This window comes from Clostridium sp. (assembly GCF_047777555.1).
In the GTDB taxonomy this organism is placed as follows: Bacteria; Bacillota; Clostridia; order Clostridiales; family Clostridiaceae; genus Clostridium_H.
In genome coordinates this window covers 474,750-500,275 of sequence record NZ_JBKEEV010000001.1, presented here as the reverse complement: position 1 = coordinate 500,275, position 25,526 = coordinate 474,750, and the positions used below count along the sequence as shown (strand labels likewise).

Annotated in this window: 25 protein-coding genes; 22 read left to right on the top strand and 3 right to left on the bottom strand. The window is 29.1% G+C overall.

What is annotated here, in order from left to right; genetic code table 11:
- Positions 1 to 3: 3 nt before the first annotated feature.
- Genes rlmN through ACFWTK_RS02485 form a run of 6 tightly spaced genes read left to right on the top strand, consistent with a single transcriptional unit; the run spans position 4 to position 5,948 of the window.
- Positions 4 to 1,035 (top strand): 23S rRNA (adenine(2503)-C(2))-methyltransferase RlmN, encoded by a 1,032-nt coding sequence (gene rlmN, locus ACFWTK_RS02510; RefSeq protein WP_415874562.1) that lies wholly within the window; start codon positions 4 to 6, stop codon positions 1,033 to 1,035.
- Positions 1,036 to 1,069: 34 nt separating this feature from the next.
- Positions 1,070 to 1,843: a Stp1/IreP family PP2C-type Ser/Thr phosphatase gene (locus ACFWTK_RS02505; protein ID WP_415874561.1), complete on the top strand. Its 774-nt coding sequence runs from the start codon at positions 1,070 to 1,072 to the stop codon at positions 1,841 to 1,843.
- Positions 1,821 to 3,776 carry a Stk1 family PASTA domain-containing Ser/Thr kinase gene (pknB, locus tag ACFWTK_RS02500; protein ID WP_415874560.1) on the top strand — a complete coding sequence of 652 codons (1,956 nt, stop codon included), beginning with the start codon at positions 1,821 to 1,823 and terminating at the stop codon, positions 3,774 to 3,776. Before ACFWTK_RS02505 ends, pknB begins: the two co-directional genes overlap by 23 nt.
- Positions 3,777 to 3,797: 21 nt before the next feature.
- Positions 3,798 to 4,667, top strand: coding sequence for a ribosome small subunit-dependent GTPase A (gene rsgA / locus ACFWTK_RS02495; protein ID WP_415874559.1), 870 nt, complete (start codon positions 3,798 to 3,800; stop codon positions 4,665 to 4,667).
- Positions 4,661 to 5,311, top strand: a complete 651-nt coding sequence (gene rpe, locus ACFWTK_RS02490; RefSeq protein WP_415874558.1) for a ribulose-phosphate 3-epimerase — start codon at positions 4,661 to 4,663, stop codon at positions 5,309 to 5,311. The genes rsgA and rpe overlap by 7 nt, the downstream gene beginning before the upstream one ends.
- A gap of 1 nt (position 5,312) precedes the next feature.
- Positions 5,313 to 5,948, top strand: a complete 636-nt coding sequence (locus tag ACFWTK_RS02485; RefSeq protein ID WP_415874557.1) for a thiamine diphosphokinase — start codon at positions 5,313 to 5,315, stop codon at positions 5,946 to 5,948.
- 226 nt (positions 5,949 to 6,174) lie between these two features.
- Here ACFWTK_RS02485 and rpmB read toward each other — a convergent pair whose 3' ends face one another.
- Positions 6,175 to 6,366 carry a 50S ribosomal protein L28 gene (rpmB, locus tag ACFWTK_RS02480; protein ID WP_415874556.1) on the bottom strand — a complete coding sequence of 64 codons (192 nt, stop codon included), beginning with the start codon at positions 6,364 to 6,366 and terminating at the stop codon, positions 6,175 to 6,177.
- A 197-nt stretch (positions 6,367 to 6,563) separates the two neighbouring features.
- On the opposite strand from rpmB, the gene ACFWTK_RS02475 reads away from it, so the two are divergent.
- The 6 genes from ACFWTK_RS02475 to ACFWTK_RS02450 all read left to right on the top strand — a co-directional run bounded on the left by ACFWTK_RS02475 (position 6,564) and on the right by ACFWTK_RS02450 (position 12,346).
- A complete protein-coding gene (locus ACFWTK_RS02475) occupies positions 6,564 to 6,911 on the top strand; it encodes an Asp23/Gls24 family envelope stress response protein (protein WP_415874555.1) in 348 nt (115 codons plus the stop codon).
- Positions 6,912 to 6,924: 13 nt separating this feature from the next.
- Positions 6,925 to 8,583, top strand: a complete 1,659-nt coding sequence (locus tag ACFWTK_RS02470) for a DAK2 domain-containing protein (protein WP_415874554.1) — start codon at positions 6,925 to 6,927, stop codon at positions 8,581 to 8,583.
- 48 nt (positions 8,584 to 8,631) lie between these two features.
- Complete coding sequence (recG, locus tag ACFWTK_RS02465; protein WP_415874553.1) at positions 8,632 to 10,668, top strand: ATP-dependent DNA helicase RecG; 2,037 nt, start codon at positions 8,632 to 8,634, stop codon at positions 10,666 to 10,668.
- Positions 10,669 to 10,763: 95 nt separating this feature from the next.
- Positions 10,764 to 11,321, top strand: a complete 558-nt coding sequence (rsmD, locus tag ACFWTK_RS02460) for a 16S rRNA (guanine(966)-N(2))-methyltransferase RsmD (protein WP_415874552.1) — start codon at positions 10,764 to 10,766, stop codon at positions 11,319 to 11,321.
- Between the two features lies 1 nt (position 11,322).
- Complete coding sequence (gene coaD, locus ACFWTK_RS02455) at positions 11,323 to 11,805, top strand: pantetheine-phosphate adenylyltransferase (RefSeq protein ID WP_415874551.1); 483 nt, start codon at positions 11,323 to 11,325, stop codon at positions 11,803 to 11,805.
- Between the two features lie 13 nt (positions 11,806 to 11,818).
- Entirely contained in the window at positions 11,819 to 12,346 is a 528-nt protein-coding gene (locus ACFWTK_RS02450) for an ATPase (protein WP_415874550.1), read from the top strand.
- On the opposite strand, the gene ylbJ is transcribed toward ACFWTK_RS02450, so the two are convergent.
- Entirely contained in the window at positions 12,326 to 13,543 is a 1,218-nt protein-coding gene (gene ylbJ / locus ACFWTK_RS02445) for a sporulation integral membrane protein YlbJ (RefSeq protein WP_415874549.1), read from the bottom strand. The two genes, ACFWTK_RS02450 and ylbJ, sit on opposite strands and share 21 nt — an antisense overlap.
- Before the next feature lie 91 nt (positions 13,544 to 13,634).
- Positions 13,635 to 14,837, bottom strand: a complete 1,203-nt coding sequence (locus tag ACFWTK_RS02440) for a nucleotidyltransferase (protein WP_415874548.1) — start codon at positions 14,835 to 14,837, stop codon at positions 13,635 to 13,637.
- A gap of 210 nt (positions 14,838 to 15,047) precedes the next feature.
- Here ACFWTK_RS02440 and pta point away from each other — a divergent pair, with 210 nt between their 5' ends.
- The 10 genes from pta to smc all read left to right on the top strand — a co-directional run bounded on the left by pta (position 15,048) and on the right by smc (position 25,509).
- Positions 15,048 to 16,040, top strand: coding sequence for a phosphate acetyltransferase (gene pta / locus ACFWTK_RS02435; RefSeq protein WP_415874547.1), 993 nt, complete (start codon positions 15,048 to 15,050; stop codon positions 16,038 to 16,040).
- An 87-nt stretch (positions 16,041 to 16,127) separates the two neighbouring features.
- Positions 16,128 to 17,327, top strand: a complete 1,200-nt coding sequence (locus ACFWTK_RS02430; protein WP_415874546.1) for an acetate kinase — start codon at positions 16,128 to 16,130, stop codon at positions 17,325 to 17,327.
- A gap of 124 nt (positions 17,328 to 17,451) precedes the next feature.
- On the top strand, positions 17,452 to 17,952 hold the full coding sequence (locus ACFWTK_RS02425; RefSeq protein WP_415874545.1) for a YceD family protein: 501 nt from the start codon (positions 17,452 to 17,454) through the stop codon (positions 17,950 to 17,952).
- A 14-nt stretch (positions 17,953 to 17,966) separates the two neighbouring features.
- Positions 17,967 to 18,149 (top strand): 50S ribosomal protein L32, encoded by a 183-nt coding sequence (gene rpmF, locus ACFWTK_RS02420; protein WP_415874544.1) that lies wholly within the window; start codon positions 17,967 to 17,969, stop codon positions 18,147 to 18,149.
- 89 nt (positions 18,150 to 18,238) lie between these two features.
- Entirely contained in the window at positions 18,239 to 19,237 is a 999-nt protein-coding gene (plsX, locus tag ACFWTK_RS02415) for a phosphate acyltransferase PlsX (RefSeq protein WP_415874543.1), read from the top strand.
- Positions 19,238 to 19,326: 89 nt separating this feature from the next.
- The gene (gene acpP / locus ACFWTK_RS02410; protein WP_061857481.1) at positions 19,327 to 19,560 is read left to right on the top strand and encodes an acyl carrier protein; all 234 of its coding nucleotides are present in this window, start codon (positions 19,327 to 19,329) and stop codon (positions 19,558 to 19,560) included.
- Positions 19,561 to 19,622: 62 nt separating this feature from the next.
- Positions 19,623 to 20,330, top strand: a complete 708-nt coding sequence (gene rnc, locus ACFWTK_RS02405) for a ribonuclease III (RefSeq protein WP_415874542.1) — start codon at positions 19,623 to 19,625, stop codon at positions 20,328 to 20,330.
- A complete protein-coding gene (locus ACFWTK_RS02400) occupies positions 20,323 to 21,414 on the top strand; it encodes an elongator complex protein 3 (RefSeq protein ID WP_415874541.1) in 1,092 nt (363 codons plus the stop codon). The genes rnc and ACFWTK_RS02400 overlap by 8 nt, the downstream gene beginning before the upstream one ends.
- A gap of 62 nt (positions 21,415 to 21,476) precedes the next feature.
- Positions 21,477 to 21,737: a stage V sporulation protein S gene (locus ACFWTK_RS02395; protein WP_061857478.1), complete on the top strand. Its 261-nt coding sequence runs from the start codon at positions 21,477 to 21,479 to the stop codon at positions 21,735 to 21,737.
- A 214-nt stretch (positions 21,738 to 21,951) separates the two neighbouring features.
- Positions 21,952 to 25,509 carry a chromosome segregation protein SMC gene (gene smc / locus ACFWTK_RS02390; RefSeq protein WP_415874540.1) on the top strand — a complete coding sequence of 1,186 codons (3,558 nt, stop codon included), beginning with the start codon at positions 21,952 to 21,954 and terminating at the stop codon, positions 25,507 to 25,509.
- Positions 25,510 to 25,526 lie beyond the last annotated feature (17 nt).

Genomic DNA, 25,526 nt, shown 5'->3' with positions numbered 1-25,526 from the left:
AACATGAAAAATATTTTAGATTTTAGTTTACAAGATTTAAAGTTATGGATGGAAGAAAACAATGAGGGAAAGTTTAGAGCAAAACAGATATTTGAATGGATATATAAAAAGGGAATATTTGATTTTGATAATATGACTAATATATCAAAAGACATGAAGAATAGATTAAAAAACAATTTTTATATAGGAGTTCCACAAACGGTAGATAAGTATATATCTAATATTGATGGAACTCAAAAATTTCTTTTTAAATATAGGGATGGAAATATTATTGAATCTGTTATTATGAAGTATAAACATGGAAACACTATATGTGTATCCACTCAAGTAGGGTGTAGAATGGGATGTAAGTTTTGTGCGTCTACTATAGGAGGAATAGTAAGAAATTTGACTCATGGAGAAATAGCAGGACAGATATTAAAAGCACAGTCAGAGATCGATGAAAGAATATCTAATGTGGTATTAATGGGAAGTGGGGAACCTCTAGATAATTATGATAATGTAATAAAGTTTATTAAACTTATAAACTCTGAGGAAAGTCTAAATATAGGCCAAAGGCATATTACATTATCAACTTGTGGAATAGTTCCTAAAATAAAAGAACTTGCAGATATGGAACTACAAATAACTTTAGCAATATCTTTGCATGCTCCAAGTGATGACATAAGAAAAACCATGATGCCAATAGCAAATAAATACTCTTTAAATGAAGTAATAGATGCTTGTAGGTATTATTCTGCTAAGACTAACAGAAGAATAACATTTGAATATGCTCTTGTAAAAGGAGTTAATGATAAAAAAGAGCATGCTAAAGAATTGTGTAGTTTATTAAAGGGACTTTTATGCCATGTGAATTTAATACCTATAAATGAAATAAAAGAAAATGACTATAAAAAATCAAATATGAAAGATATAGATACATTCAAAGATATTTTGACAAGATGTGGAATTGAAACTACAATAAGAAGAGAAATGGGTTCAGATATTAATGCAGCTTGTGGTCAATTAAGAAAAAACTATATTGAAAGTAATTAAGTTATTTATAGTATGCGATGGAGGGTATATTTTTATGGGTGGTAATAAATTTTGTTCTGATAAATATCGGGTAGGATATCTATCGGATCGGGGAAATATAAGAGATATAAATGAAGATTACATTGATTACTACGAAAATGACAAAATTAGACTTTATGTTGTGGCAGATGGTATGGGAGGACACAATGCAGGAGATGTAGCAAGTAAAACTGCAGTGGAGTCTTGTATAGAATATATAAAAAATCATGATAAAATAAATGACAAGGAAGCTTTATTAAAGTCAGCAATTAGCTATGCTAATGAAAAAATATATAGCAAGTCTAAAGAAAACAGCGGATTAAATGGCATGGGGACAACCATTACAGCATGCTTAATAGATGAAGAAGAAGCGATTATTGCTAATGTAGGTGACAGCAGCTGTTACGCTATATATACTGATACTATAAAGAAGATTACAAAAGATCATTCTTTAGTACAGGAACTAGTAGATGAGGGAAGTATTACAGAGCAGGAAGCTTTAACTCATCCTAATAAAAATATAATTACAAGAGCTCTAGGTACCAAAGAGAATGTAGAGGTAGACATTTTTAGAATAAAGACAGATAAGATTTTAAAGTTTTTACTGTGTACAGATGGGCTATCAAATGAGGTTAGCACAAAAGAAATGTTTGATATAGCAATAAAAAATAATAATGAGGAAGCATGCAGGCTTTTAGTGGATTTGTGTAAAAATAAAGGTGGAAGAGATAATATTTCAGTTATTGTATTTGGAGGAGAGTGCAAAAATGACGGGGACCATTCTAGGTAATAGATATGAATTATTGGAGAAGATTGGAGAGGGTGGCATGGCAGAAGTATATAAGGCCAAATGTCATCTATTAAATAGATTTGTGGCAATAAAAATATTAAAGTCTCAGTATTCAGATAATATTGAGTTTGTTAATAAGTTTGAGCAAGAAGCTGCAGCTGCTGCAAGTTTATCTCATAGTAATATTGTTAGTATTTATGATGTAGGTTCTCAAGATGGTATTAATTATATCGTTATGGAGTATATAGATGGGAAAACTTTGAAACAAATCATCAACGAACAAAAAGTTCTAAAATATAATGATGCAATTATTATTGCTATTCAAATTGCTAAAGCTTTAGAATGCGCCCATAACAATAATATTATACATAGGGATGTAAAACCACATAATATATTGGTAACAAAAGAAGGCGTGGTAAAAGTAACTGATTTTGGTATTGCAAAAGCTACATCCTCAGTAACTATAACAAACTCTGATAGGATAATAGGATCAGCTCATTATTTTTCACCAGAGCAAGCCAAAGGAAATTTTGTAGATTGTAGAACAGATATATATTCTTTGGGTATTATACTGTATGAAATGGTTACGGGAAAGCTTCCTTATGATGGAGATAGTCCAGTATCTGTTGCCTTAAAGCATATACAAGAACAAGTTATACCTCCTATTGAAGTGAATCCTAATATTCCTGAAAGTTTAAATAAAATAATACTTAAAGCAATAGAAAAAGAGCAGTATAGAAGATATCAAAGTGCTCATGAGATATTAATGGATTTACAAAAAATCAAACAAAATCCAGATGTTGATATTATTATGAATAATTTCGAAAATGAATATACTAAAATTATGAAGCCTATAACTGGATATGACGAAGTTAAAGGAAAAGATGTAGATGAACATCAATATGGATATAAGCATGATAAAGATAATATAAATGATATAAATGATATAGAGGATATGGATGATATCGAGGATGATGAAGTTAAAAATAATCATAGAAACAAAAATAAAATAAAAAATAAAAAGATGGTAACTAGCCTAATTGCATTAGGGGTTATTATAATTGGGTTTATATCAGCCTTTATGATTTTAAATAAAGAGTTCGGTGGACATAAAACAGGAAAGGCTGTAGTACCTAATATAATCGGATTAAGTAAAGAGAAGGCACAAAGTTTAGTTGAAGAGCAAGGATTAAAATTTGTAACTACAACTCAAAGCAGTGATAAGCCTGCAGGAGTTGTAATTGAATGTTATCCATATCCAGGTACAGAAATGGATTTAAGTGAAAAAGATGAGGTTAGAGCAATAATAAGTTCTGGCCCAAAAGTAGCTACTATACCAAGTCTTATAGAAATAGAATTAGAAGCTGCAAAAGAGTATTTAAAAACATATAATTTAAAGCTTGGAAAAGTATCTTATGCATATAGTGATACTATTGATGAAGGAAAAGTTTGCGACCAATATCCTAAGCCTGAAACTGTAATAGGTGAAAATACAACTGTTGACTTAGTTGTAAGTAAAGGACCAAATAAGAAGATTACAGTTGTGCCAAATTTAGTGAATAAAAACTTAGATGAAGCTCAACAACTATTAGGAGATGCAAATTTGAAATTAGGGAATATTACCAAAATCGATACATCAGATGAGTCTTTGGATGGTATAGTGACAGTTCAAAGCATTAAGTCAGGTAAAGAGGTGCCAGAAGGTACGGCAGTGGATATAAGCTATTATGTATATGGTGATAAAGCTATGACAATAGTACCAAGTTTTGTTGATAAGACTGTAAGGCAAGCAAGAAATTTAGCTGCTGAAAATAACTTAATAATAAAGGTTAAAGGTGGAGATGACTTTATAATAACATCACAAGATAAGGCACCAGGCAGGGAAGTACAGGAAGGAACAGTAATAATTCTAACAAGTGAGCCAAATCCATAATGAGCATTCATAGGAGGAAACATGGAAGGAACAATTATTAAAGGTATAGGCGGATTCTATTATGTAAAAACAGATAACGGTGTATATGAGTGTAAAGCTAGAGGAAAGTTTAGAAATAAAGGATTAACTCCAATGGTAGGAGATTCTGTGATAATTACTGTTAAAAATAACAATGGAGCCATCGAAGAGATAAAAGAAAGAAAAAATGAGCTTATAAGACCAGCGGTGGCTAATATATCTCAAGCTTTTATAGTATTTGCACTTAAAAATCCTGATATAAATCTAGAGCTTTTAAATAAGTTCTTGCTGCAATGTGAGGTAAAAAATATAAAGTCTGTAGTTTGTTTTAACAAGATTGATTTAACAAATAATTATAAAGAACATGAAGCTGTTAAAATGATAAACAGTGCTGGATATGAATATATATTTCTAAATGCTAAGAACAAAACAGGATTAGATAAACTAAAAGAAAAGCTAAAAGATAACGTTACTGTTTTTTGTGGTCCTTCAGGAGTAGGAAAATCTACTATACTAAACGGTATAATGGGCAGAGAGATAATGGAGACTGGAAATATCAGCGACAAATTGAAAAGAGGCAAACATACAACTAGACATAGTGAACTAGTAGAAGCGTATGGAGGATTTGTAGTTGATACACCGGGATTTTCCACATTAGAATTAGAGTTTGATAATAAGGAAGAGATTCAAGAGTATTTCCCTGAGTTTTCTAGCTATAAGCAAGGGTGTAAATTTAACAGATGCTTGCACTATAAAGAACCACAATGTGAAGTAAAAAATGCAGTGGATGAAGGAAAAATCAATTTAAGTAGATATACATTTTACTTAAAGACGTTAGAAGAAGTTACTAAAGGAGGAAGAAATAAATGGTAAAGATATCACCGTCTATATTATCAGCAAATTTTGCAATGTTGGGGGAAGAAGTAAAAAGTTTAGAAAAATACGGAGCGGATTTAATACACATAGATGTTATGGATGGTATGTTTGTTCCTAATATATCTTTTGGTATGCCTGTAATAAAAAGTATAAGGCAAATTACTAATTTGCCTTTTGATGTACATTTAATGATTGAAGAACCAGCAAGATATGTAGAAAACTTTGTAAAAGCAGGAGCAGACATAATAACAATACATTATGAAGCTGATAAACACTTAGATAGAACTATAAACTATATAAAAAGCTTTGGTATTAAAGCAGGTATAGCACTTAATCCCGCTACTCCAGTAAGCAATATAAAACACATAATAAGCGAAGTTGATATGGTATTAATAATGTCTGTTAATCCAGGGTTTGGAGGACAAAAATATATAGAATACTGTGGAGAAAAAATAAAAGAGGTTAAAAATTTATCAGAGATATATAATAAAGATCTTTTAATAGAAGTTGATGGTGGAATTGGGATAGAAAATATTAAAAAAGTAGTAGAATGTGGTGCAAATGTAATTGTTGCTGGCTCTGCCGTATTTAAGAACGGTGATATAGAAAAAAATATAAAAGACTTAAAAGAAGGTTTTTAATATGAAAGTAGTTATAATATCAGGTGGGAGAGCGCCTTCATATGAGATTATTAAGCAGGAACTAAAAGATGGTTCTTGCTTAATATGTGCTGATAGTGGTGCAAATTGTTTATATGAATATAATATCTATCCTAACATTATAGTAGGAGATTTAGATTCTATAAATCATGATGCTTTAAACTTTTTTATGGAAAAAAACATCAATATAATACAATACCCTAGAGAGAAAGATTTTACAGATACAGAGGCCGCTGTAGATAAGGCTATTGAATTAGGAGCTAAAGAGATAACCATATTAGGGGCAACTGGAAGCAGGATAGATCATATATTAGGTAATGTAGGTATACTATTAAAATGCTTGAAATTAGGAGTTAACTCAACTATAAAAGATGAAAATAATATAATAAGATTAATTGATAAACCTATAAAATTAAAGGGAAATATAGGAGATACGTTTTCATTGATTCCATATTGTGAAACTATAGAAGCTTTAAGTATATATGGTGCTAAATATCCATTACGCAATTATAAGCTGAAGCTTGGAAGTTCACTTGGAATATCTAATGAATTTTTAAAAGAAGAAATATCCATAGAATTTAACAATGGCATTTTAATAGTTATATGTTCAAAAGATTAGTAGAAAGCTTGAATTTATATATGCTCTTGGTAACAGATAAAAAGTATTAAGAATATAATGACTATGAAACGATATAGTTGACAGCTATTAATAAGGAGGTCGCTATGAAAATAATAGCAATAAAAGTACCTAGGGTAATATCAAAAATTATAAGGATTTTTAAAAAGGGCTAGAAAGAAGCTAAAAATAAAAAATGCAATTGATTTTCAATTGCATTTTTTAAATCTTATATAGCACGTTGAACTTTTCCAGAACGAAGACATCTAGTACAAACATTTATTTTTTTAGGTGCTCCACTAACTATAGCTTTAATACTTTTTATATTTGGAGCCCATTTTCTCTTTGATTGACGATGAGAATGGCTGTATTGAACACCAGATATAACGCCTTTTCCACATATTTCACATCTTTTTGCCATCTAATAACACCTCCTAAAATTGAAGATAATAATTCCATACAATAGAACGTATTATATTTTAGCATAATGATATTGTATTGGCAAGTAAAATATAATGTTAATAGTAAGAATTAGCATTTATATCATTAATTTTCTTGATTATATTTCTTATATATTATAAAATAAATATTATGTATAGTTATTAAGGAGGAATAAATATGCTAGCAATTACCAATGAATGTGGTAGTATAAATTACTCTGAGGAAGTATTGGCCAACATAGTTGGAGTTTCAACTATGGAATGCTATGGAGTAGTAGGAATGGCTTCTAGAAATGCTAAGGATGGACTTTGGGAATTAATTAGGGGAGAAAGTTTAAGTAGAGGAGTTAAAATTAATAGTAAACATAATAAATTAAATATAGAATTATATATCATAGTTCAATATGGTACTAAGATTTCTGTTATAGCAAATAATGTAATACAAAAAATAAAATATAATGTAGAAAACTATACAGAACTAAAAGTAGCTAGTATAACAGTAAATGTTCAAGGTGTAAGAATCTAAGGAGGTACTTAAATTGGAATGTTTTAAAATAGATGGGCATGATATGCGTAATATGGTCATTACTGCATCGAACAATCTTCAAGAAAAGAAAGAATTTATAAATTCTTTAAATGTATTTCCTGTTCCAGATGGAGATACAGGCACAAACATGTCTATGACTTTTAAAAGTGCAGTATCAGAAATAGAAAATGCTAAGGAAAAATCTATTTCTGAAGTAGCTAAACGTATAGCAAGAGGTGCCCTTATGGGAGCTAGAGGAAACTCAGGAGTAATTCTTTCCCAAATTTTTAGAGGAATAGCTAAAGGTCTAGAAGGAAAAGATGAAGTTGATGCTATAGATTTTGCAAAAAGCATAGCTGAAGGCTCAAAGTCTGCATATAAAGCAGTTATGCGCCCAACTGAGGGAACTATATTAACTATAATAAGAGCTGCTGCTGAAAGTGCAGTGAATTCAAATGAAACTGATATTATAAAACTGCTAGAAAAAGTATGTAAGCATAGTGAAAATATTCTTAATAAAACTCCAGACATGCTTCCTGCTTTAAAAGAGGCTAAAGTAGTTGATGCAGGTGGTATGGGGCTATTAATCATACTACAAGGAATGTATAAAGCTTTGAATGAACATATAGAAGCAAAAGTTGAAAATATAGAGAACTCTGGAGAAAAAATTAGTAAATCAGCACAATCTAGTATCAATGTTAAGAATATTAAATATGGGTACTGCACAGAATTCTTTATTTTAACTAAGAATGCTCAAGATAAGGTTCAAGATTTAAAAAAGTTATTCGATCCTATGGGAGATTCAATGATAGTTGTAGGAGTAGAAGATATTATAAAGGTTCATATTCATACAAATGATCCAGGATGGATATTATCTCAAGCTGTAAAATTAGGAGAGATATCTAAAATCAAAATAGATAATATGAGGGAGCAGCACAGACAAATCCTTGAATTAGAATATGCACCAACTCAAATTGGAGAAGAAAATAACATAAAAGAAGAAAGCAAACCAGAAAAAGAATATGCTTTTGTATCTGTATCAATGGGAGAAGGTTTGAAAAGAATTTTTGAGGATTTGGGAGTAGATTCCATAATTGAGGGCGGTCAAACTATGAATCCTAGCACTCAGGATATTTTAGAATGTATAAATTCACTAAATGCTAAAAATATATTTGTATTACCAAATAATAAAAATATAATTATGGCTGCAGAACAAGCAGCTGAACTTTCAGAAAGGAATGTTATAGTAATACCGACAAAGACAATTCCACAAGGAATAACAGCTGTCACTCTATTCAATGGAGATAACAGTGTTGAACAAAATATAGAGGTTATGAAGGAAGCAATATCAAGTGTTGTTTCAGGGTCTGTAACATACGCTGTAAGAGATACAGAGATGGAAGGTAAGGTTATAAAAGAAGGAAATATATTAGGTCTAAAAGAAGGTAAAATAAGTGAGGTAGGAAAAGACATTTATGAGGTTTGCGACAAATTGCTTTCTAATATGGTTAATGAAGATACAGAGCTTATTACATTATTTTATGGAAAAGATTGTGATGAAGATAAGGTTGAAGAATTTATAAACAGGTTAGAAGACGAATATCCAGACATAGATATACAATTTTATAGTGGTAACCAACCTTTATACTATTTCATTGTATCTGTTGAATAAAAAAAGCCTTAGGGCTTTTTTTATTACAGGATTTTAGGAGAGAGATGTATGTACATTGATGATGATATAAGCATTTTGAAAGGTGTAGGCCCAAAAACTAAAGAAACTTTAAACAAATGTGGAATATATACAATATTAGATTTTGTATTATATTTTCCTAGAGATTATGAGAAAATTACATATTGTGATGATATTGAAGAAGCCGTAGAAAATAAAAAAATCGTGATAAGAGCTGCAGTAATTAAAATCAACAAAGATGTTAAAATAAAAAAAAATATGATAATTTCTACTGCAGTTTTTAGAAGTAATAAATCAGCTTTTGAGTGCAAGTGGTTTAATCAAGTTTATATGAAAAGCAAATTTAAACTTAAAGAAGAGTATTTTTTATCTGGTAATGTTGAACTATACAAAAATAAAAAAATTTTAGTAAATCCAGTTATAGTTGACCCTAAAAACATTAATCTTTCAATAAGACCTAGATATTCTCTAAAAGGAAGCCTTACTAATAATTTTTTTGTAAAGACTATATCAAGTATATTAAACAGCATAGAAATAAAAGAAAATCTTCCTAGTCAAATTATAAAAAAGTATAATTTGTGTTCTTTAGATGAAGCAATTAGAAATATACATAATCCCCAAAAGGAAGAACTTCTAAAAAAAGCCATAACAAGATTAAAGTTTCAAGAACTTTTTACATATTCTTTAAAATTGCTTATGATAAAGGAGTATACAAATGGTAACGGAATAAGTTTTTCTATAGTTCCAGAGCTAAAATTATTAAAAGAGAAGCTGCCTTTTACTTTAACTTCTGCTCAGAGTAGAGTAATTAGAGAGATTCTTATAGATGAAAAAAAAGATAAGCCTATGAACAGATTAGTTCAAGGAGATGTTGGAAGTGGCAAAACTATAATAGCATTAATAGCTCTTTTTAATGTAGTTAAGAACGGATATCAAGGAGTTCTTATGGCTCCTACAGAAATATTAGCTAATCAACATTATGAGGAAGCAAAAAAGATATTTAAAGATTTTAATCTAAATATTGAATTATTATGTGGAAGTACTACTGACAAAAATAAAAAAGTGATAAAGGAAGATTTAAAATTAGGAAATATTGATATAATAATAGGGACACATGCATTATTAGAAGATGATGTGGAGTTTAGTAACTTGGGCATGGTTGTTACGGATGAACAACATAGATTTGGGGTAAGGCAAAGGACTACTTTATATAATAAGAATAATAATAATAATAATATAGATGTACTTGTTATGTCAGCAACTCCAATACCTCGAACTTTAGCGCTGTCAATATACGGGGATTTAGATGTATCAACTATAGATGAATTACCTCCAGGTAGAAAGAAAGTAGATACTTTTTATATAAATAAAAGTCAGAAAAAAAGAGTCTATAGTTTTGCTCTAAGTGAAATACAGAAAGGGGCTCAAGTATATATAGTATGTCCACTAGTCGAGGAAAATGAAAAAATAAAAATTGCATCTGTAGAGAAACTATATGAAGAGCTAAAGAAAAGCTATTTTAAGGATATAAATATAGAAATACTTCATGGTAAAATGACAACTAAGTTAAAAGATGAGATTATGGAAAAATTTAAGAATGGAGATATAAAGGTTTTAATCTCTACTACTGTTATAGAAGTCGGGATAAATGTTCCTAATGCAACGATCATGATAATTGAAAATGCAGAGAGGTTTGGACTTTCCCAGCTTCATCAGTTAAGAGGAAGGGTAGGAAGAGGAAGTAAGAAATCATATTGTATTTTAATAAGTGATTTAAAGGGTGAAATTTCAAAAAAGAGGATGGAAATTATGACCAGCAGCAACGATGGGTTTTTTATAGCAGAACAAGATTTAAAGTTACGTGGAACTGGAGAAATTTTTGGATTAAATCAACATGGGGATGATGGTTTAATTATAGCTAACCTTATAGAAGACTCTAATTTACTTAGATATGCAAATTATGAAGCAAAAATATTAATTAATAGTAATAAAAAAGAAGACATATTTATAAAAAATCAAATTTTAAAGAGACTTAAAAATACTTCTAGATATATTTGTTTCAATTAATTTGTAAAATAATTAAAATATTTTGGTGTAATAAGTTGATATATGCTAAAATATGAAATAAGATGGGATGTATCCATTTATAAGGGAGGATAAAAATGAGAATCATTGCGGGAATAGCTAAAGGTAAAAAACTTTTACCACCAGATGGTATGCAGACAAGACCAACTTTAGATAGAGTTAAAGAAAACATATTTAATATAATACAAAATAGAATTGAAGACGCAGTTGTTATAGACGTATTTGCAGGAACAGGAAGTCTAGGGTTAGAGGCTGTAAGCAGAGGAGCAAAGGAATGTTACCTAGTTGATAAACATCCTACCACATTTAAAAACTTAAAAGAAAATGTGAAAAATTTGAGGTTTGAAGATAAATGTGTTTGTTTAAATAAAGATTCATATATGGCGCTAAAAGATTTAGGCAAAAAGAAAAAAATATTTGATTTGATATTTATAGATCCACCCTATGCTAAGGAAATGATTCCTCCAGCAATAAAAATAGTACATGAAGAATCGCTTTTGCATAAAGATGGTTTAATAGTTACTAAGATAGACTCCTCTGAAAAAATATATGAAGGTGACGAAAAAATTAAAATAGTAGATCATAGAAAATATGGAAACACAACTGTTTGTTTTTATAAATATAAGGAGGAGTAAAATGAAAATAGCAGTATACCCAGGAAGTTTTGACCCAGTTACTAAAGGACATTTGGATATAATAGAAAGAGCTGCTAAAATATTTGACGAAGTAATTGTAGCAGTATTGATAAACCCAGATAAAAAAGGACTTTTTACTATAGAAGAAAGAGTAGAATTAATAAGAAGAGTCACTAAAAATATAAAAAACGTAAAGGTTGAAAGTTTTTATGGGCTTCTTGTGAATTATATGAAAGAAAAAAATGCTCAAGTTATAATAAAAGGATTAAGAGCAGTTTCTGATTTTGAATATGAATTTCAAATGGCACTTATGAATAAAAAATTAGATCCATCCATAGAAACCTGTTTTATGATGACTAATGCTAAATATTCATATCTAAGTTCATCCTCTATAAAGCAAGTAGTGATGTTTGGAGGATGTATAGAAGATCTGGTTCCAGATGAAATAGTGAGCGATATTGTGAACAAAATTAATAAAAAGTAGGATGATGAACAATATGGAGATTATAAAATTATTAGAGTATCTTCAAGAAATAATAGAAACATCGCATAGTTTGCCTATTGTTGGGAAAGTAGTGGTAAATAGAAAAGAAATTATAGATATTATTGAACAAATTATAAATTATTTGCCGGATGAATTTAAAAAAGCTCAATGGATATGTAATGAAAAAGAAAGAATTCTAAAGGATGCTCATGATCAGGCTGAACAAATAAAGATAGAAAGCTATGAAATGTTGAAAAAGGAAATAGAAAAACATAGCATAACAAAAGAAGCAGAAATTAGAGCAGAAGAAATAATTACTTCAGCTAAAAAGGATTCTAAAATTATAAGAATAGGCGCAAGAGAGTATGCAGATGAAATATTGTGTGAATTAGAAAAAGAAATAAGTATAAAAAGTGAACAAATGCTTCTAAGTATTAAGCAGGGAACAGAGGAGTATATAAAAAACTTAGAAGCTAGTACTTCATCTATAACTAATACCATAAGAGAAAATATTAAAGAGTTAAGGGATACGGTGAAATAGATTAATTAGCTTTGCTATAAGAATAGGAAGTAATAAAAGTATAATTTGGATAGTAAATATAGCAATTAGATTAAGATTATTATATGTAAAATTACCTAAAGCAGAAGTTGATATTGATAGTTTAAATATATTCAAATTATATAATAGAAAAGCTAATATGCTGCATATGATACCCTGTATAAGTTTTCTTTTAATATATTTTTTAGCAGAAATACTAGTTTTATATGTAACAGAAAAAGTTTGAGAAATTATGGACAAACCACTGAAACCTAGTAGAAAACTTATAATAATAATTTTATATATGCTGCCTATATTTAATTTTGAAATTAGGCTGCATCCATTTGTCATTTCTAATAATCCGAGAAAAAAACTTTGAAATACTTCTTTTTTATAATTAAAAATTAAAGAAAGTTTTTGAAAAACAATATCGAATAGGATATTGTTTTTTATTATTGCTGTTAAAACTGAAAAGAAAATAATAAATCCTCCTATGGAAAATGAAGTTTTAAAGGCATTATCTACACTATTTTTCAGAATATCTCCTAAGGAATTTGGATAATGCATAGAAGCATGATTGTAAAATCCTTTTTTTCCTTTATAAACACGATATAAAGAGTTACCAGGAGGTATAATTATAGCCATTATAATACAAGATAAGTAACAAGATATTAAAAGTAGAAATCCTATAGACGAACTATTAAGCATAGATGTTCCTACAGCACCAAGAATAAAGAGAGGGCTAGGATTAGATGCTATATTAATAAGCCTTTCACAAGTTTGAAAATCTATAATTCCTTTTTCGTACAAATCTGAAGCATATTTAGCACCTAAAGGATATCCACATAAGATACTTATAATTATAACTACAGAACAACTTTTTGGAAGTCTAAGAGGCTTACATAATATATTACCAAAAAGTTTAGAATAAATATTAATACCATCATAAGATAACATAATGTTAATTAGCACTAAGAATGGAAATATAGATACAAATACTGAAGTAATAAATAATTTGCTTCCTTCTAAGGCTGAATTTAAACATATTTTAGGATTAAATACAATACCTAGTATAAAAACTGTACAAATAGAAGTTGCTATAAAGTTTTTAGTTAAACTGACCTCTTTACTTTTAATAAGGTTAAATATAAAAAAGGCTATTAGAAATAAAATTAGTGATAAACAAAAAATTATAATCATATATATCCCCTCGAAATTATTAATTAGCTTTCAGAAATTTAATACTAAAAGCTAATATAATTATATTTTAGGGCAGGTCATTAATATTACTTTAAAATAATCGAATAGGTGAAATTGTAAAATCACTATTAAAAGATACAGACTTATTAAGAATACTATAGGCTTTAGTTCCCTGTATATCTACTTCAAGCATATCATTCAAATTTTTAGGAAGTTTAGTATATATAGGGATAGAGGTAACTTTCTTAATTTCTCTCAATATTTCTCTACCACGATTATTAAATCCAAGAATTCTTGCGTATTGAGCTGGTAATTTTCTTAATTCAGCGGTATTATATTCTTCTAAGCCTATAAAATATTGACACAGTATTCGGCTTATACGGCTATATGTATATCTTTTGCTTTTTACGGCATTAATTAATTCTTCATATGAACTAGATGAAGATAGAGCTGAATATAACTTATTATGAATTCCCTCTGAAACATCTGGTAGATTTTCAAGATTATTTTTTGAGGTAAGAGCTTTATATTTAATATATTTAAAAATAGATTCTTCAAATACTAAGTTTTTATTATTGTAATGTGTATATAATATATTGTAGGAAGATGAAGGTAAGGTATTCATAAGAAGTTCAATGTTTCTTTTATTTTTAAGATGATTGCGTATTGATGTAGCACTTGAAAATTGTTTTTCTAAATTTAGGCTATTATAAGATGAGCCAACTCTTGTAATAGTATATGGAACTATAGGACTACCTAATTTTATTAAACTTTTGCAATATTCTATAGCTAGTATATTATTAGGGTGTTTTAAAGTTTCTATTATATCTAAATCTTTTTTGAAAATGTGAGATAGAGCTTTACTTCTAGCAGCAGGGTAAGAAAGTCCTTTGTTCAAATAAGATTTTAAATAGTCTTTAAAAATTTCGGGTTCTTCATATAATGCTGAGGCTATTTTATATATTGATTTGATATTTCCGCTTTCGCTGCCAAAACACAGATTATTTACAACTCCTAAACTGTTAAGTAGACTTACTGCACCAAATGCAAAAAATTCTGCTGAAGATAAACTGTATATAAGAGGAAGTTCTATAACTAAGTCTACACCACAGTTTAACGCAGTTTTTGCTCTATCCCATTTAGAAATAATAGAAGGAATTCCTCTTTGAGTAAAATTGCCGCTCATTACGCAAATGATTCCATCACAATTTGTTAATTTTTTACAAGATTCTATGTGATATAAATGTCCCATATGTAGTGGATTATACTCTGTTATGATTGCTGTTAAATTCATTTAATCACCTCTTAATATTTTTAGACATTCATATTAAAATTATATACGAATTAATGTAAAATGCTACAAAATAAAACAAAAATAATAAACAATTATAAAAAAACTTTATTTTTTATTGAAAATCATATCAAAATCGGTGTATATTATTATGTAGGGTATATTATATAGCTTAAATATATTTGTTTATAAAAACGAAAGGAGAAATTATAAATGGGATTTATAGAAAAAATGTGGGATTTAGCAAAACAAGATTTAAAGACAATTGTTCTTCCAGAAGGAGAAGAAGATAGGAATCTTGTTGCTGCTGGAAAAATAAATGATAATTCTCTTGCAAAAATAATTTTAGTAGGAAATGAAGAAAAAATAAGAAAAAGAGCAAAAGAATTAAACTCAAATATTGAAGGAGTAAAGATAGTTGACCCAGAGACATCTGATAGAACATTAGTCTATGCCAAAGAATTATATGAATTAAGAAAAAATAAGGGAATGACAGAAGAAAAGGCATTAAAAATAGTTAAGGATCCTTTATATTTTGGAACTGTTATGGTCAAAGTAGGGGATGCAGATGGTATGGTGTCAGGTGCTATACATACAACAGGGGACTTATTAAGACCAGGATTACAAATTGTAAAAACAGCACCAAATATATCAATAGTATCTGGTACATTTGTAATGCAAGTTCCTAATTCTGAATATGGCGAAGGCGGATTGCTTTTATTTGCTGATTGTGCAGTAAATCCTAATCCAAGTGCTGAGCAATTAGCTTCAATAGCTATTTCAACAGCAGAATCAGCTAAAAAGTTATGTGGAATAGAGCCTAGAGTTGCTATGCTTTCATTCTCAACTATGGGAAGTGCGGATCACGAACTTGTTGATAAAGTAAGAAAAGCAACTGAGATTGCAAAAGCAGAGAGACCAGATTTAGCAATAGATGGAGAATTACAATTAGATGCTGCTTTAGTTAAAGAAGTAGCAGATTTAAAAGCTCCAAATAGTCCAGTAGCAGGAAAAGCAAATGTATTGGTATTCCCAGATTTACAAGCTGGAAATATAGGATATAAGTTAGTACAAAGATTTGCAGGAGCTCATGCTACAGGTCCTATTTGCCAAGGATTTGCAAAACCTATAAATGATTTATCAAGAGGATGCAGTTCAGAAGATATAGTAAACGTTGTAGCAATAACGGCCGTTCAAGCTCAATAATATAAATGCGTAAATAATTAATTTTTGATCTATAAGACATAGATAAGTTAAAATATAATAAGAGAATTTTAATTAGGAGGAAGATTCATGAAGATACTAGTAATAAACTGTGGAAGCTCATCTTTAAAATATCAACTTATTGATATGACTACTGAAGAACCTTTAGCACAAGGTTTAGTAGAAAGAATAGGTATAGAAGGATCTGTTTTGACTCATAAAGTTAATGGAAACAAATATGTTATTGAGGAGCCAATGAAGGATCATAAAAAGGCAATTGAATTAGTACTTAATGCTCTAATCAATAAAGAACATGGTGTAATAAGCGATATGTCTGAAATATTTGCTGTAGGGCACAGAGTTGTTCACGGTGGAGAAAAATATGCACAATCTGTTCTTATAGATGAAGATGTTATGAAAGCTTTAGATGACTTTGTAAAACTTGCACCGCTACACAATCCACCAAATATAATAGGAATCAATGCATGCAAAGAATTAATGCCAAATACTCCTATGGTTGCAGTATTTGATACAGCATTTCATCAGACATTACCTGAGCATGCTTATATGTATTCATTGCCATATGAATTATATAAGAGTCATGGTGTAAGAAAGTATGGATTCCACGGAACATCTCATAAATATGTATCTAGAGTTGCTGCTGAGATATTAGAAAAGGATATTGAAGATTTAAGAATTATAACTTGCCATTTAGGAAATGGAGCTAGTTTAGCTGCTGTTAAAGATGGAAAGTGCATAGATACAACTATGGGATTCACACCACTTGCTGGTTTAACAATGGGAACAAGATGTGGTGACATAGACCCAGCAATAGTTACTTTCTTAATGAAAGAATTAAATCTTTCAATAGATGAAGTTGATAGCTTAATGAATAAGAAATCTGGAGTTCTAGGAATATCAGGAGTAAGCAGTGATTTCAGAGATATTGAAGCTGCTGCAGCTGAAGGAAACGAAAGAGCAAAATTGGCTTTAGATATATTTAAATATAAAGTTGTTCAATATATCGGAGCATATACTGCCATAATGGGTGGAGTTGATGCTATAGTATTTACAGCTGGACTTGGAGAAAATGGAATAGAAGTTAGAGAAGAAATAGCAAATGCTCTAGGTTTCTTAGATGCTAAAATAGACAAAGAAAAGAATAATATAAGAGGAAAAGCTTCAATAATAAGTGCAGATGATTCTAAGGTTAAACTATTAGTTATACCAACAAATGAAGAGTTAATGATAGCTAAAGACACTAAAGAAATAGTTGAAAAACAAGCATAAAATAGCAAAGCTATAATAAAATACTTGACTTTTTATTAGCATGTTTATATAATAGGTTGTGGCTAATGAATTCTACGATATCGTAGATATTTGTTAGCCCATTTATAATAATTGAGGTGTATATATGCTACTAGATATTTCTGATTTAACAGGTAAGAGAAATACAAGAAAAGAAATCGATATATCTTTTGAAGGCGATAATATTACATTTGAAAATGAAAAGGTTGTTTTTGTAGAACCTGTTAATATAAAGGGAACTTTTACATTAATAGGTGATATAATAAATTTTGATGGAACAATGAGTACTACATTAAATCTTGTATGTTCCAGATGTCTCGAGAATTTTGACAAGTCCATACAAGTTGAAATTCATGAGAAGTTTTCTAAATTTAATCATGGTAAAGATGATGATATTATCATTATAAATAATGATAAGGTAGATTTTTCGCCAGTCATTGAAACTAACATCATTTTGTCACTACCAATGAAAAAACTTTGCAGCGAAGAATGCAAGGGGCTATGTCCGGTATGTGGCACAAACTTAAATCATTCTAAATGCAATTGTAAAGAGGATGATGTTGATCCAAGACTTGCAAAGTTGAGAGACTTTTTCTCAAATAACTAAGGAGGTGAAAATAGATGGCACATCCAAAAAGAAAAACATCAAAAGCTAGAAGAGATTCAAGAAGAGCTCAAACTTTTAAGTTAAGCTTACCTGGAATTGTTGAATGTCCACAATGTCATGAAATGAAGCTTGCTCATAGAGTATGTAAAGAATGTGGATATTATGATGGTAAAGAAATAGTTTCAAATGAAAAATAGTAAAAAGAAAGTCATATGACTTTCTTTTTTTGAATTTAAAATAATAAATTTAATCTCATTATTACATATTTAAAAGAGAGGGAAAGAATATGAAGATAGCTGTAGATGGAATGGGAGGAGATTATTCACCTAATGCAGTCATAGAAGGGTGTGTAGAGGCTGTTAAAGAGTATAAAAATATAGATATAATAGTTACAGGTCCCAAAGATTTGATAAGCCAAGAATTATCTAAGTATGAATATAATAAGCAAAAAATAACTATGCTAGATGCTAGAGAGATAATCAGCAATAATGAACATCCTGTAATGGCTATAAGACGTAAAAAAAATTCTAGTATATATAAAGCTCTAGAATTAGTTAAAAATAAAGAAGCTGATGCTGTTATATCGGCAGGAAGTACAGGAGCATTTTTAGCAGGAGCAACTTTAGTTATAGGAAGAATAAAAGGAATAAATAGACCGGCTTTAGCTCCTATAATGCCAGGCAAAAATGGTCCTTTTATGATAATTGATTGTGGTGCTAATGCTGAATGTAAACCTGCTAACTTAGTTCAATTTGCGCAAATGGGTGAGGTTTATTTTAAAAATATTTTAAATATAAAAGAACCTACTATAGGGTTAATTAATATTGGCAGTGAAGAAGAAAAAGGAAATGAGCTTACAAAAGAAGCACACAAATTATTAAAGGAATGTGATTTCAATTTTGTGGGAAATGTAGAGCCAAGAGAAATTCCTGAAGGGAAAGTTAATGTTCTAGTATGCGACGGGTTTGTTGGAAATACAGTGTTAAAGATGTATGAGGGAGTGGCTGGAACAATATTTACTAAACTTAAGGAAGAGATAATGTCATCCTTTAGAACTAAATTAGGTGGAGTGTTGCTTAAACCCGTATTTGCGAAGTTTAAAAAGGATTTTGATTACAAGGAATACGGAGGAGCAGCTTTTCTTGGTGTAGATGGTATATGTATAAAGGCTCATGGAAGTTCAGATAGCAAGGCTTTTAAAAACGCTATAAAACAGGCTATAATATTTTATGATAACAAAGTGATTGAAAAGATAAAGGTACATATTGAAGAAAAAATGGTATAAGGAAGTTGGAAAAATAGTATTATGTTATTGACGATGTATAAGTTATGTAATATTATCATATTGTAGAATTTGTATTGGAGGTGAAAGTGGTGGTTTTTGAAAGGGTAAAAAAAATTATAGCAGACCAACTTGGTCTTGATGAGAATACAATAACTATGGATTCATTATTTGTAGATGATTTAGGAGCAGATTCACTAGATGTAGTTGAACTTATAATGGCTTTAGAAGAGGAGTTTGATATAGAAATTCCAGATGAAGATGCAGAAAAGGCAACTAAAGTTGGAGATGTAGTGGAGTATATAAGTTCTCATATAGAGGAATAATATTTGATAAAAGTCCCGTTACTACGGGACTTTAAATTTATATAATTATAGGAGATGTTTTGATGAAAGAATCTAGAAAAGTTATCCTTAATGAACTAGAAAATAGACTTAATGTTAAGTTTAATAATATAGAATTACTAGATACTGCTTTAACTCATAGTTCTTTTGTAAACGAAAATAAGAGCATTATATCAAATGAAAGATTAGAATTTCTCGGAGATTCTATTCTTCAGTTATGTATATCAGAGTTGCTTTATAATAAGTACAAGGATAAACCAGAGGGATTTTTGACAAAAAAAAGAGCATTAATTGTTTGTGGTAATTCACTACACCATGTGGCTATGAAATGGAAGATAGGTGAATATATAAATATGAGTAAAGGTGAAGAAATGACTGGAGGAAGAACTAGGGTCTCAATACTTTCAGATTGTGTAGAAGCTATAATTGCATCTATATATTTAGATCAAGGATACGAGAATGCAAAGAGATTTATTATAGATAATTTTCAGGAATTAATTGATAAAGCAGATAACGATGAAATAATATTAGATTATAAAACAAAATTACAAGAAACTATTCAAAAATTTGGAGAATATAATATAGAATATAATCTATCTAGATTTGAAGGTCCGCCTCACAGAAGGAAATTCTTTACTGAAGTTATAGTACCACCTCTAGTAAAGGGGGTAGGCGAGGGATATACTAAGAAAGAAGCTGAGCAAAATGCTGCAAAAGAAGCATTAGAAAATTTAGGTGAGACACATGAGTAAGTTACATTATATTATTCCTATTTTTGTACCCCATGAAGGATGTCCTCATGATTGCGTATTTTGTAATCAAAACAGTATAACTGGAGTAACTACTAATAAGGTTAATTCAGAAACTGTAAAAAATATTATAGAAGAATACTTAAGCACTATAAAGAGGGAAAATTCCATTGTAGAAGTATCATTTTATGGCGGAACATTTACAGCTATAGATATGAATAAGCAAAAGGAATTATTAAGTGTAGCAAAACAATATAAAGACAAAGGCGCTATTGACTTTATTCATTTATCTACTAGGCCAGATTATATAAATCATGAAATACTTAAGAATCTAAAGGAATATTCAACAGATATAATTGAATTAGGAGTTCAGTCTATGGATGATGAGGTCCTAAAGAAATCTGGAAGAGGACATACTTCTAATGATGTAGTTAAAGCTTCTCAGCTTATAAAAGAATATGGATTTACATTAGGACATCAAATTATGCTGGGATTACCAGGAGATACATTTCAAAAGGATATAGATACAGCAAAAAAAATTATAGAATTAGAGCCTAATATAGCTAGAATTTATCCGTCCCTCGTTGTAAAAAATACTCCAATGGAAAAAATGTATAAACATAATATATATAGTCCATATACTTTAGAAGAGGCTATGAGCATAAGTAAAATAATATATGCCATGTTTATAGCTAATGATATAAATGTAATAAGAATTGGATTGCAGCCTACTGAAGAAATTAATTATGGTAAAGAATTAATCGCTGGTCCTTTTCATCCAGCTTTTAGAGAATTGGTTGAAGGAAGTATATATAATGATATTATATATGAACAAATAAGAGATTATAAGAATAAAGAAATTTTTATAGTTATCAATAATAAAGATATATCTAAACTATATGCATATAAAAAGAAATTTTTTAACGACATAAAGTCTCAAAATAAAATAAATAAATTAAAAGTTCTACAAGATAATTCTTTGGAAAGAAATAATTTGCTGTTGAAAATTGATGAAAAATGTAAAAAGATATGTATAAAAGAATATTTAAAGAATAAGTATAAAGAAGGAAAATTAAATGTTTTATAGAATATATTCCCTATGAAAGATGTAGTAATATGTAATAATAATTTTTGTAGGGAGGATTTAAAATGGAAGTATTAAAAGTATCAGCTCAGTCTCAACCAAAATCAGTAGCAGGAGCACTTGCAGCAGTTTTAAGAGAATGTGGAAGCGTTGAAGTTCAAGCTGTAGGAGCAGGAGCAGTAAATCAAGCAGTTAAGGCATTAGCGATTACAAGAGGTTTTGTAGCACCTAATGGTATCGATTTAGTAGTTATTCCTGCATTTTCTCAGATATCAATTGATGGAGAAGAAAGAACAGCTATAAAGTTTATAGTGGAACCTAGATAAACAAAATTAAACCGTGGAGAACACGGTTTTTTTATTTTGTTTATTTATTCATATGAGAATTGATATTTTCAATGATATACTTTAAAATTATAAAGTGCTATCATAAATTTAAATAGATTATATAGATTTCATGTTTTTTTATTTAGATAGGATAAGCTTTATCATACATATAGGAAATGATTCTTCATTAACGTTTAAATTAGGAGAGGTACACATGTTTTTAAAATCAATAGAGATAAGGGGATTCAAATCTTTTGCAGACAAAACAGAGTTAGTTCTAAAAGATGGAATTACAGTCATTGTAGGACCAAATGGAAGTGGTAAGAGCAATATATTAGATGCTGTTAAATGGGTTCTAGGAGAACAAAGCATAAAAAATCTAAGGGGAGGAAAAATGCAAGATGTAATTTTTGCTGGAACAGAATTTAGGAAACCTGTTGGATTAGCTCAAGTAACTCTTGTATTAGATAATAGTGATTCACAATTACCTATAGAATATACAGATGTAACCATAATGAGAAGACTTTTTAGATCTGGAGAAAGTGAGTACTATATAAATAATACTAGATGTAGGCTTAGAGACATTCAAGAATTGTTTATGGATACGGGGATAGGAAAAGAAGGATATTCTATAATAGGACAAGGTAAAATAGAGGCTGTTTTAAGTGGAAGAGCAGAAGAAAGAAGAAGTCTTTTAGAGGAAGCAGCTGGAATTGTAAAATTTAAAACAAGAAAAGAAGAAGCTGAAAAAAGACTTTCTAATACAGAACAGAATCTTCAGAGAATAAATGATATTTTTAGTACATATGAGGAAAGATTAGAACCTCTAGAAAAAGAAAGTGAGAAAGCTAAAACGTTTTTAGAAATATCAGAGAAATTGAAAGCTAAAGAAGTAACTTTAATTTTAAATAATATTGATACTATAGAAAATAAAATTCATGGATTAAAAGCTGAATTGAGTGATAATGAACTTAAATTGAAAGAGCTATATATAGAGCGTAATATGTATAAAGAAACTTTACAGGCATTAAATGCAGAATTAGAGAAATTTGAATTAGAAAATAATGAGGAAAGAAAAGAGTATTATAACAGAAAAACTGAGAGTCAAAGATTATTATCAGAAATCGATTTGCTAAATGAAAGAGTAGAAAATTTACAAAATTCTGCTGATAAGTCTTTAAAGAACTTAAATTATATTAAAGAAAAAGCTGAATTAGCCAATAAACAAAAGCTTGATGAAGAATCAAAAAATAAACAGTTATTAGAAGTTCAAAGTAATTTAGCTAAAGATATTAAAGAACTAGAATCATTAATTATGGAAAAAGAGATTTGTATAGAGAAGGCTAATAATTCGTTAAAGCAAACAAAGTCTTATGAGATAGAATTAGTAAGTGAAATCACACAGAATGAAAATGAAATAACCATATTAAAAAATGATATATCCATGTTAGAGAGTAAACTCGAAGAACTTCAAGCTTCAAAGGAAGCATATATAAATTCAATTAAAATAAATCATACAACTAAAGAAGTACTTAAAAATGAAATAGTGGAATTAGACAAAAAAATTAATGAATATGAAGGAAAAATAAAAGAATATAAAAAACAGATGTCATTAGAAAATAGGAAGTTAGCAAGTAATGAAAATAAATTTAAAGAAGTTTCTACGAAACATAGCAAAGCTGAAGCTAATTGCAATGCACTAATCAATTTAGAGAAACAGCATGAAGGGTATAATAGGGCCGTAAAGACAGTAATGCAGCACATTGATCAAGGGAAAATAGGTGAAAATACAGAAAATGTATGCATACTAGGAGAAGTAATACAAGTAGACAAGAAATTTGAAGTAGCTATTGAAGTCACTCTGGGTGCGGCCATATCTAACATTATAACTAAAGATGAAGTAATAGCAAAACAATTAATTTCCTATCTAAAAAATAATAACTTAGGAAGAGCAACATTTTTACCATTGACTATAGTAAAGGGAAAAAAAATAAGCCTGCCAGATAAAATTAAAAATTTGGATGGATATGTAGGTATAGCTAGTGAACTTGTAAGTTTTAATAAAAAATATACAAATGCAATAGAGTATACATTAGGAAGAACCATTATAGCAAAAGACATGGATAGTGCACTAAATATAGCTAAGAAAGTAGACTATAGTATTAAAATTGTAACTTTAAGCGGTGAAATTATAAATCCTGGAGGAGCTTTAACAGGAGGAAGCTTATATAATAAAGGTTCTAATATTATAGGAAGAAAAAGAGAAATACAAGAATTAAAAAATATATTAGTAAGCTATGATAATGAAATCAAAAATATAAATCAAGATATAAATGAAAATAAAAGGAAGATTAAAGAATTAGATGATGATTGTCTAAACTTAAGAGATAAAATTCACTATGAAAATATAGAAAAAACTAAAATAAAAGGGAAGATTAGTGCTATAGATAATGAAACAGAAAAGTTAAAAAGAGATTTAAATATAACTAGCAATGAAATTCATATGATTAGAGAAGGTTTGAATAGTAACTTTAATGACCTAAGCTCTAAAGAACAAAAGGTTATAGAAATAAAAAAATTAGAAAAACAAAACTTATCCAAAATTGATGAGTTAGAAAAATTTTTAGAAAGAGAAAAAAGCAAAATTAACAATGCTAATGAGGAAATTACTTCTTTAAGAATAAAGAAGGCTCAAATTGATGAGAATATTTTAAGTAGCAGTAAAGAGTTAGAACGTTTCGAGAATGAAGTAAAAGAGTTGGAAGTGCAAATGAGCTCCATAAAAAATGAAATAAATGACTCTAATAATAAGATTCTTTCCTCAAAACACAAAATAGAAGAGGATGCAAGTAAAATAAAGAGTATAGCCTCTGCCATATTAAAACTGGAGGAAAAATTTAAGGAAAGTGATATAAAAAGAGCAAAAATTAAAGAGGATATAAAAAAATATACGGATAACATAGAGAAGATTGCTATTATATATGATAAAAATGAAAGGGCTAAGAACAATATACAAATTTCTCTTGCCCGATATGAGACAGAAAAAGAATCTATGTACACAAAGTTAAATGAAGAAATGGAATTGACTTATGCTGAAGCATTGGAAATTAGATTACAGGATGAAAATATGGAACAATGTAAAAAAGATATTCTTTTATATAAAGAAGAGATATCAAAACTAGGAGTAGTAAATTTGGCGGCTATTGAGGAATATAAAGAGTTAATGCAAAAGTATAAATTTATGAGTGCTCAAAAAGAAGATTTAATAAATGCAAAAGAAGAATTATTAGATGTAGTTAAGGAAATGACAAATAAAATGAAAACTGTATTTCATGAAAACTTTAATAAATTGAGGAAAAACTTTAATGAAACCTTTAGGGAATTGTTTAAAGGAGGGAGTGCTGACCTGATATTAGAAGATGGAGATGAATTAAGTGCTAATATAGAAATAAATGTTCAACCGCCAGGTAAAAAGCTGCAAAATATAAATTTAATGTCAGGAGGAGAAAAAGGATTAGCTGCTATAGCTCTTTTATTTGCTATTCTAAAGATGAAACCTACTCCATTTTGTATACTAGATGAAATTGAAGCAGCATTAGATGATTATAATGTAGCAAGATATGTTGAATTTCTTAAAAAATTCTCCAATAATACTCAATTTGTAATTATTACTCATAGGAAAGGTAGTATGGAAGCAGGGGATGTTTTATATGGAGTTACTATGGAAGAAAAGGGAGTATCTAAAATAGTATCTGTGGATTTAAGTAAATAATATAAATAGGAAAGAGG

Excerpts from the sequence above, each read along its gene's own strand:
- rlmN (WP_415874562.1), top strand. The coding sequence starts at position 4 with ATGAAAAATATTTTAGATTTTAGTTTACAAGATTTAAAGTTATGGATG.
- ACFWTK_RS02505 (WP_415874561.1), top strand. The coding sequence starts at position 1,070 with ATGGGTGGTAATAAATTTTGTTCTGATAAATATCGGGTAGGATATCTA.
- pknB (WP_415874560.1), top strand. The coding sequence starts at position 1,821 with ATGACGGGGACCATTCTAGGTAATAGATATGAATTATTGGAGAAGATT.
- rsgA (WP_415874559.1), top strand. The coding sequence starts at position 3,798 with ATGGAAGGAACAATTATTAAAGGTATAGGCGGATTCTATTATGTAAAA.
- rpe (WP_415874558.1), top strand. The coding sequence starts at position 4,661 with ATGGTAAAGATATCACCGTCTATATTATCAGCAAATTTTGCAATGTTG.
- ACFWTK_RS02485 (WP_415874557.1), top strand. The coding sequence starts at position 5,313 with ATGAAAGTAGTTATAATATCAGGTGGGAGAGCGCCTTCATATGAGATT.
- rpmB (WP_415874556.1), bottom strand. The coding sequence starts at position 6,366 with ATGGCAAAAAGATGTGAAATATGTGGAAAAGGCGTTATATCTGGTGTT.
- ACFWTK_RS02475 (WP_415874555.1), top strand. The coding sequence starts at position 6,564 with ATGCTAGCAATTACCAATGAATGTGGTAGTATAAATTACTCTGAGGAA.
- recG (WP_415874553.1), top strand. The coding sequence starts at position 8,632 with ATGTACATTGATGATGATATAAGCATTTTGAAAGGTGTAGGCCCAAAA.
- rsmD (WP_415874552.1), top strand. The coding sequence starts at position 10,764 with ATGAGAATCATTGCGGGAATAGCTAAAGGTAAAAAACTTTTACCACCA.
- coaD (WP_415874551.1), top strand. The coding sequence starts at position 11,323 with ATGAAAATAGCAGTATACCCAGGAAGTTTTGACCCAGTTACTAAAGGA.
- ACFWTK_RS02450 (WP_415874550.1), top strand. The coding sequence starts at position 11,819 with ATGGAGATTATAAAATTATTAGAGTATCTTCAAGAAATAATAGAAACA.
- ylbJ (WP_415874549.1), bottom strand. The coding sequence starts at position 13,543 with ATGATTATAATTTTTTGTTTATCACTAATTTTATTTCTAATAGCCTTT.
- ACFWTK_RS02440 (WP_415874548.1), bottom strand. The coding sequence starts at position 14,837 with ATGAATTTAACAGCAATCATAACAGAGTATAATCCACTACATATGGGA.
- pta (WP_415874547.1), top strand. The coding sequence starts at position 15,048 with ATGGGATTTATAGAAAAAATGTGGGATTTAGCAAAACAAGATTTAAAG.
- ACFWTK_RS02430 (WP_415874546.1), top strand. The coding sequence starts at position 16,128 with ATGAAGATACTAGTAATAAACTGTGGAAGCTCATCTTTAAAATATCAA.
- ACFWTK_RS02425 (WP_415874545.1), top strand. The coding sequence starts at position 17,452 with ATGCTACTAGATATTTCTGATTTAACAGGTAAGAGAAATACAAGAAAA.
- rpmF (WP_415874544.1), top strand. The coding sequence starts at position 17,967 with ATGGCACATCCAAAAAGAAAAACATCAAAAGCTAGAAGAGATTCAAGA.
- plsX (WP_415874543.1), top strand. The coding sequence starts at position 18,239 with ATGAAGATAGCTGTAGATGGAATGGGAGGAGATTATTCACCTAATGCA.
- rnc (WP_415874542.1), top strand. The coding sequence starts at position 19,623 with ATGAAAGAATCTAGAAAAGTTATCCTTAATGAACTAGAAAATAGACTT.
- ACFWTK_RS02400 (WP_415874541.1), top strand. The coding sequence starts at position 20,323 with ATGAGTAAGTTACATTATATTATTCCTATTTTTGTACCCCATGAAGGA.
- ACFWTK_RS02395 (WP_061857478.1), top strand. The coding sequence starts at position 21,477 with ATGGAAGTATTAAAAGTATCAGCTCAGTCTCAACCAAAATCAGTAGCA.
- smc (WP_415874540.1), top strand. The coding sequence starts at position 21,952 with ATGTTTTTAAAATCAATAGAGATAAGGGGATTCAAATCTTTTGCAGAC.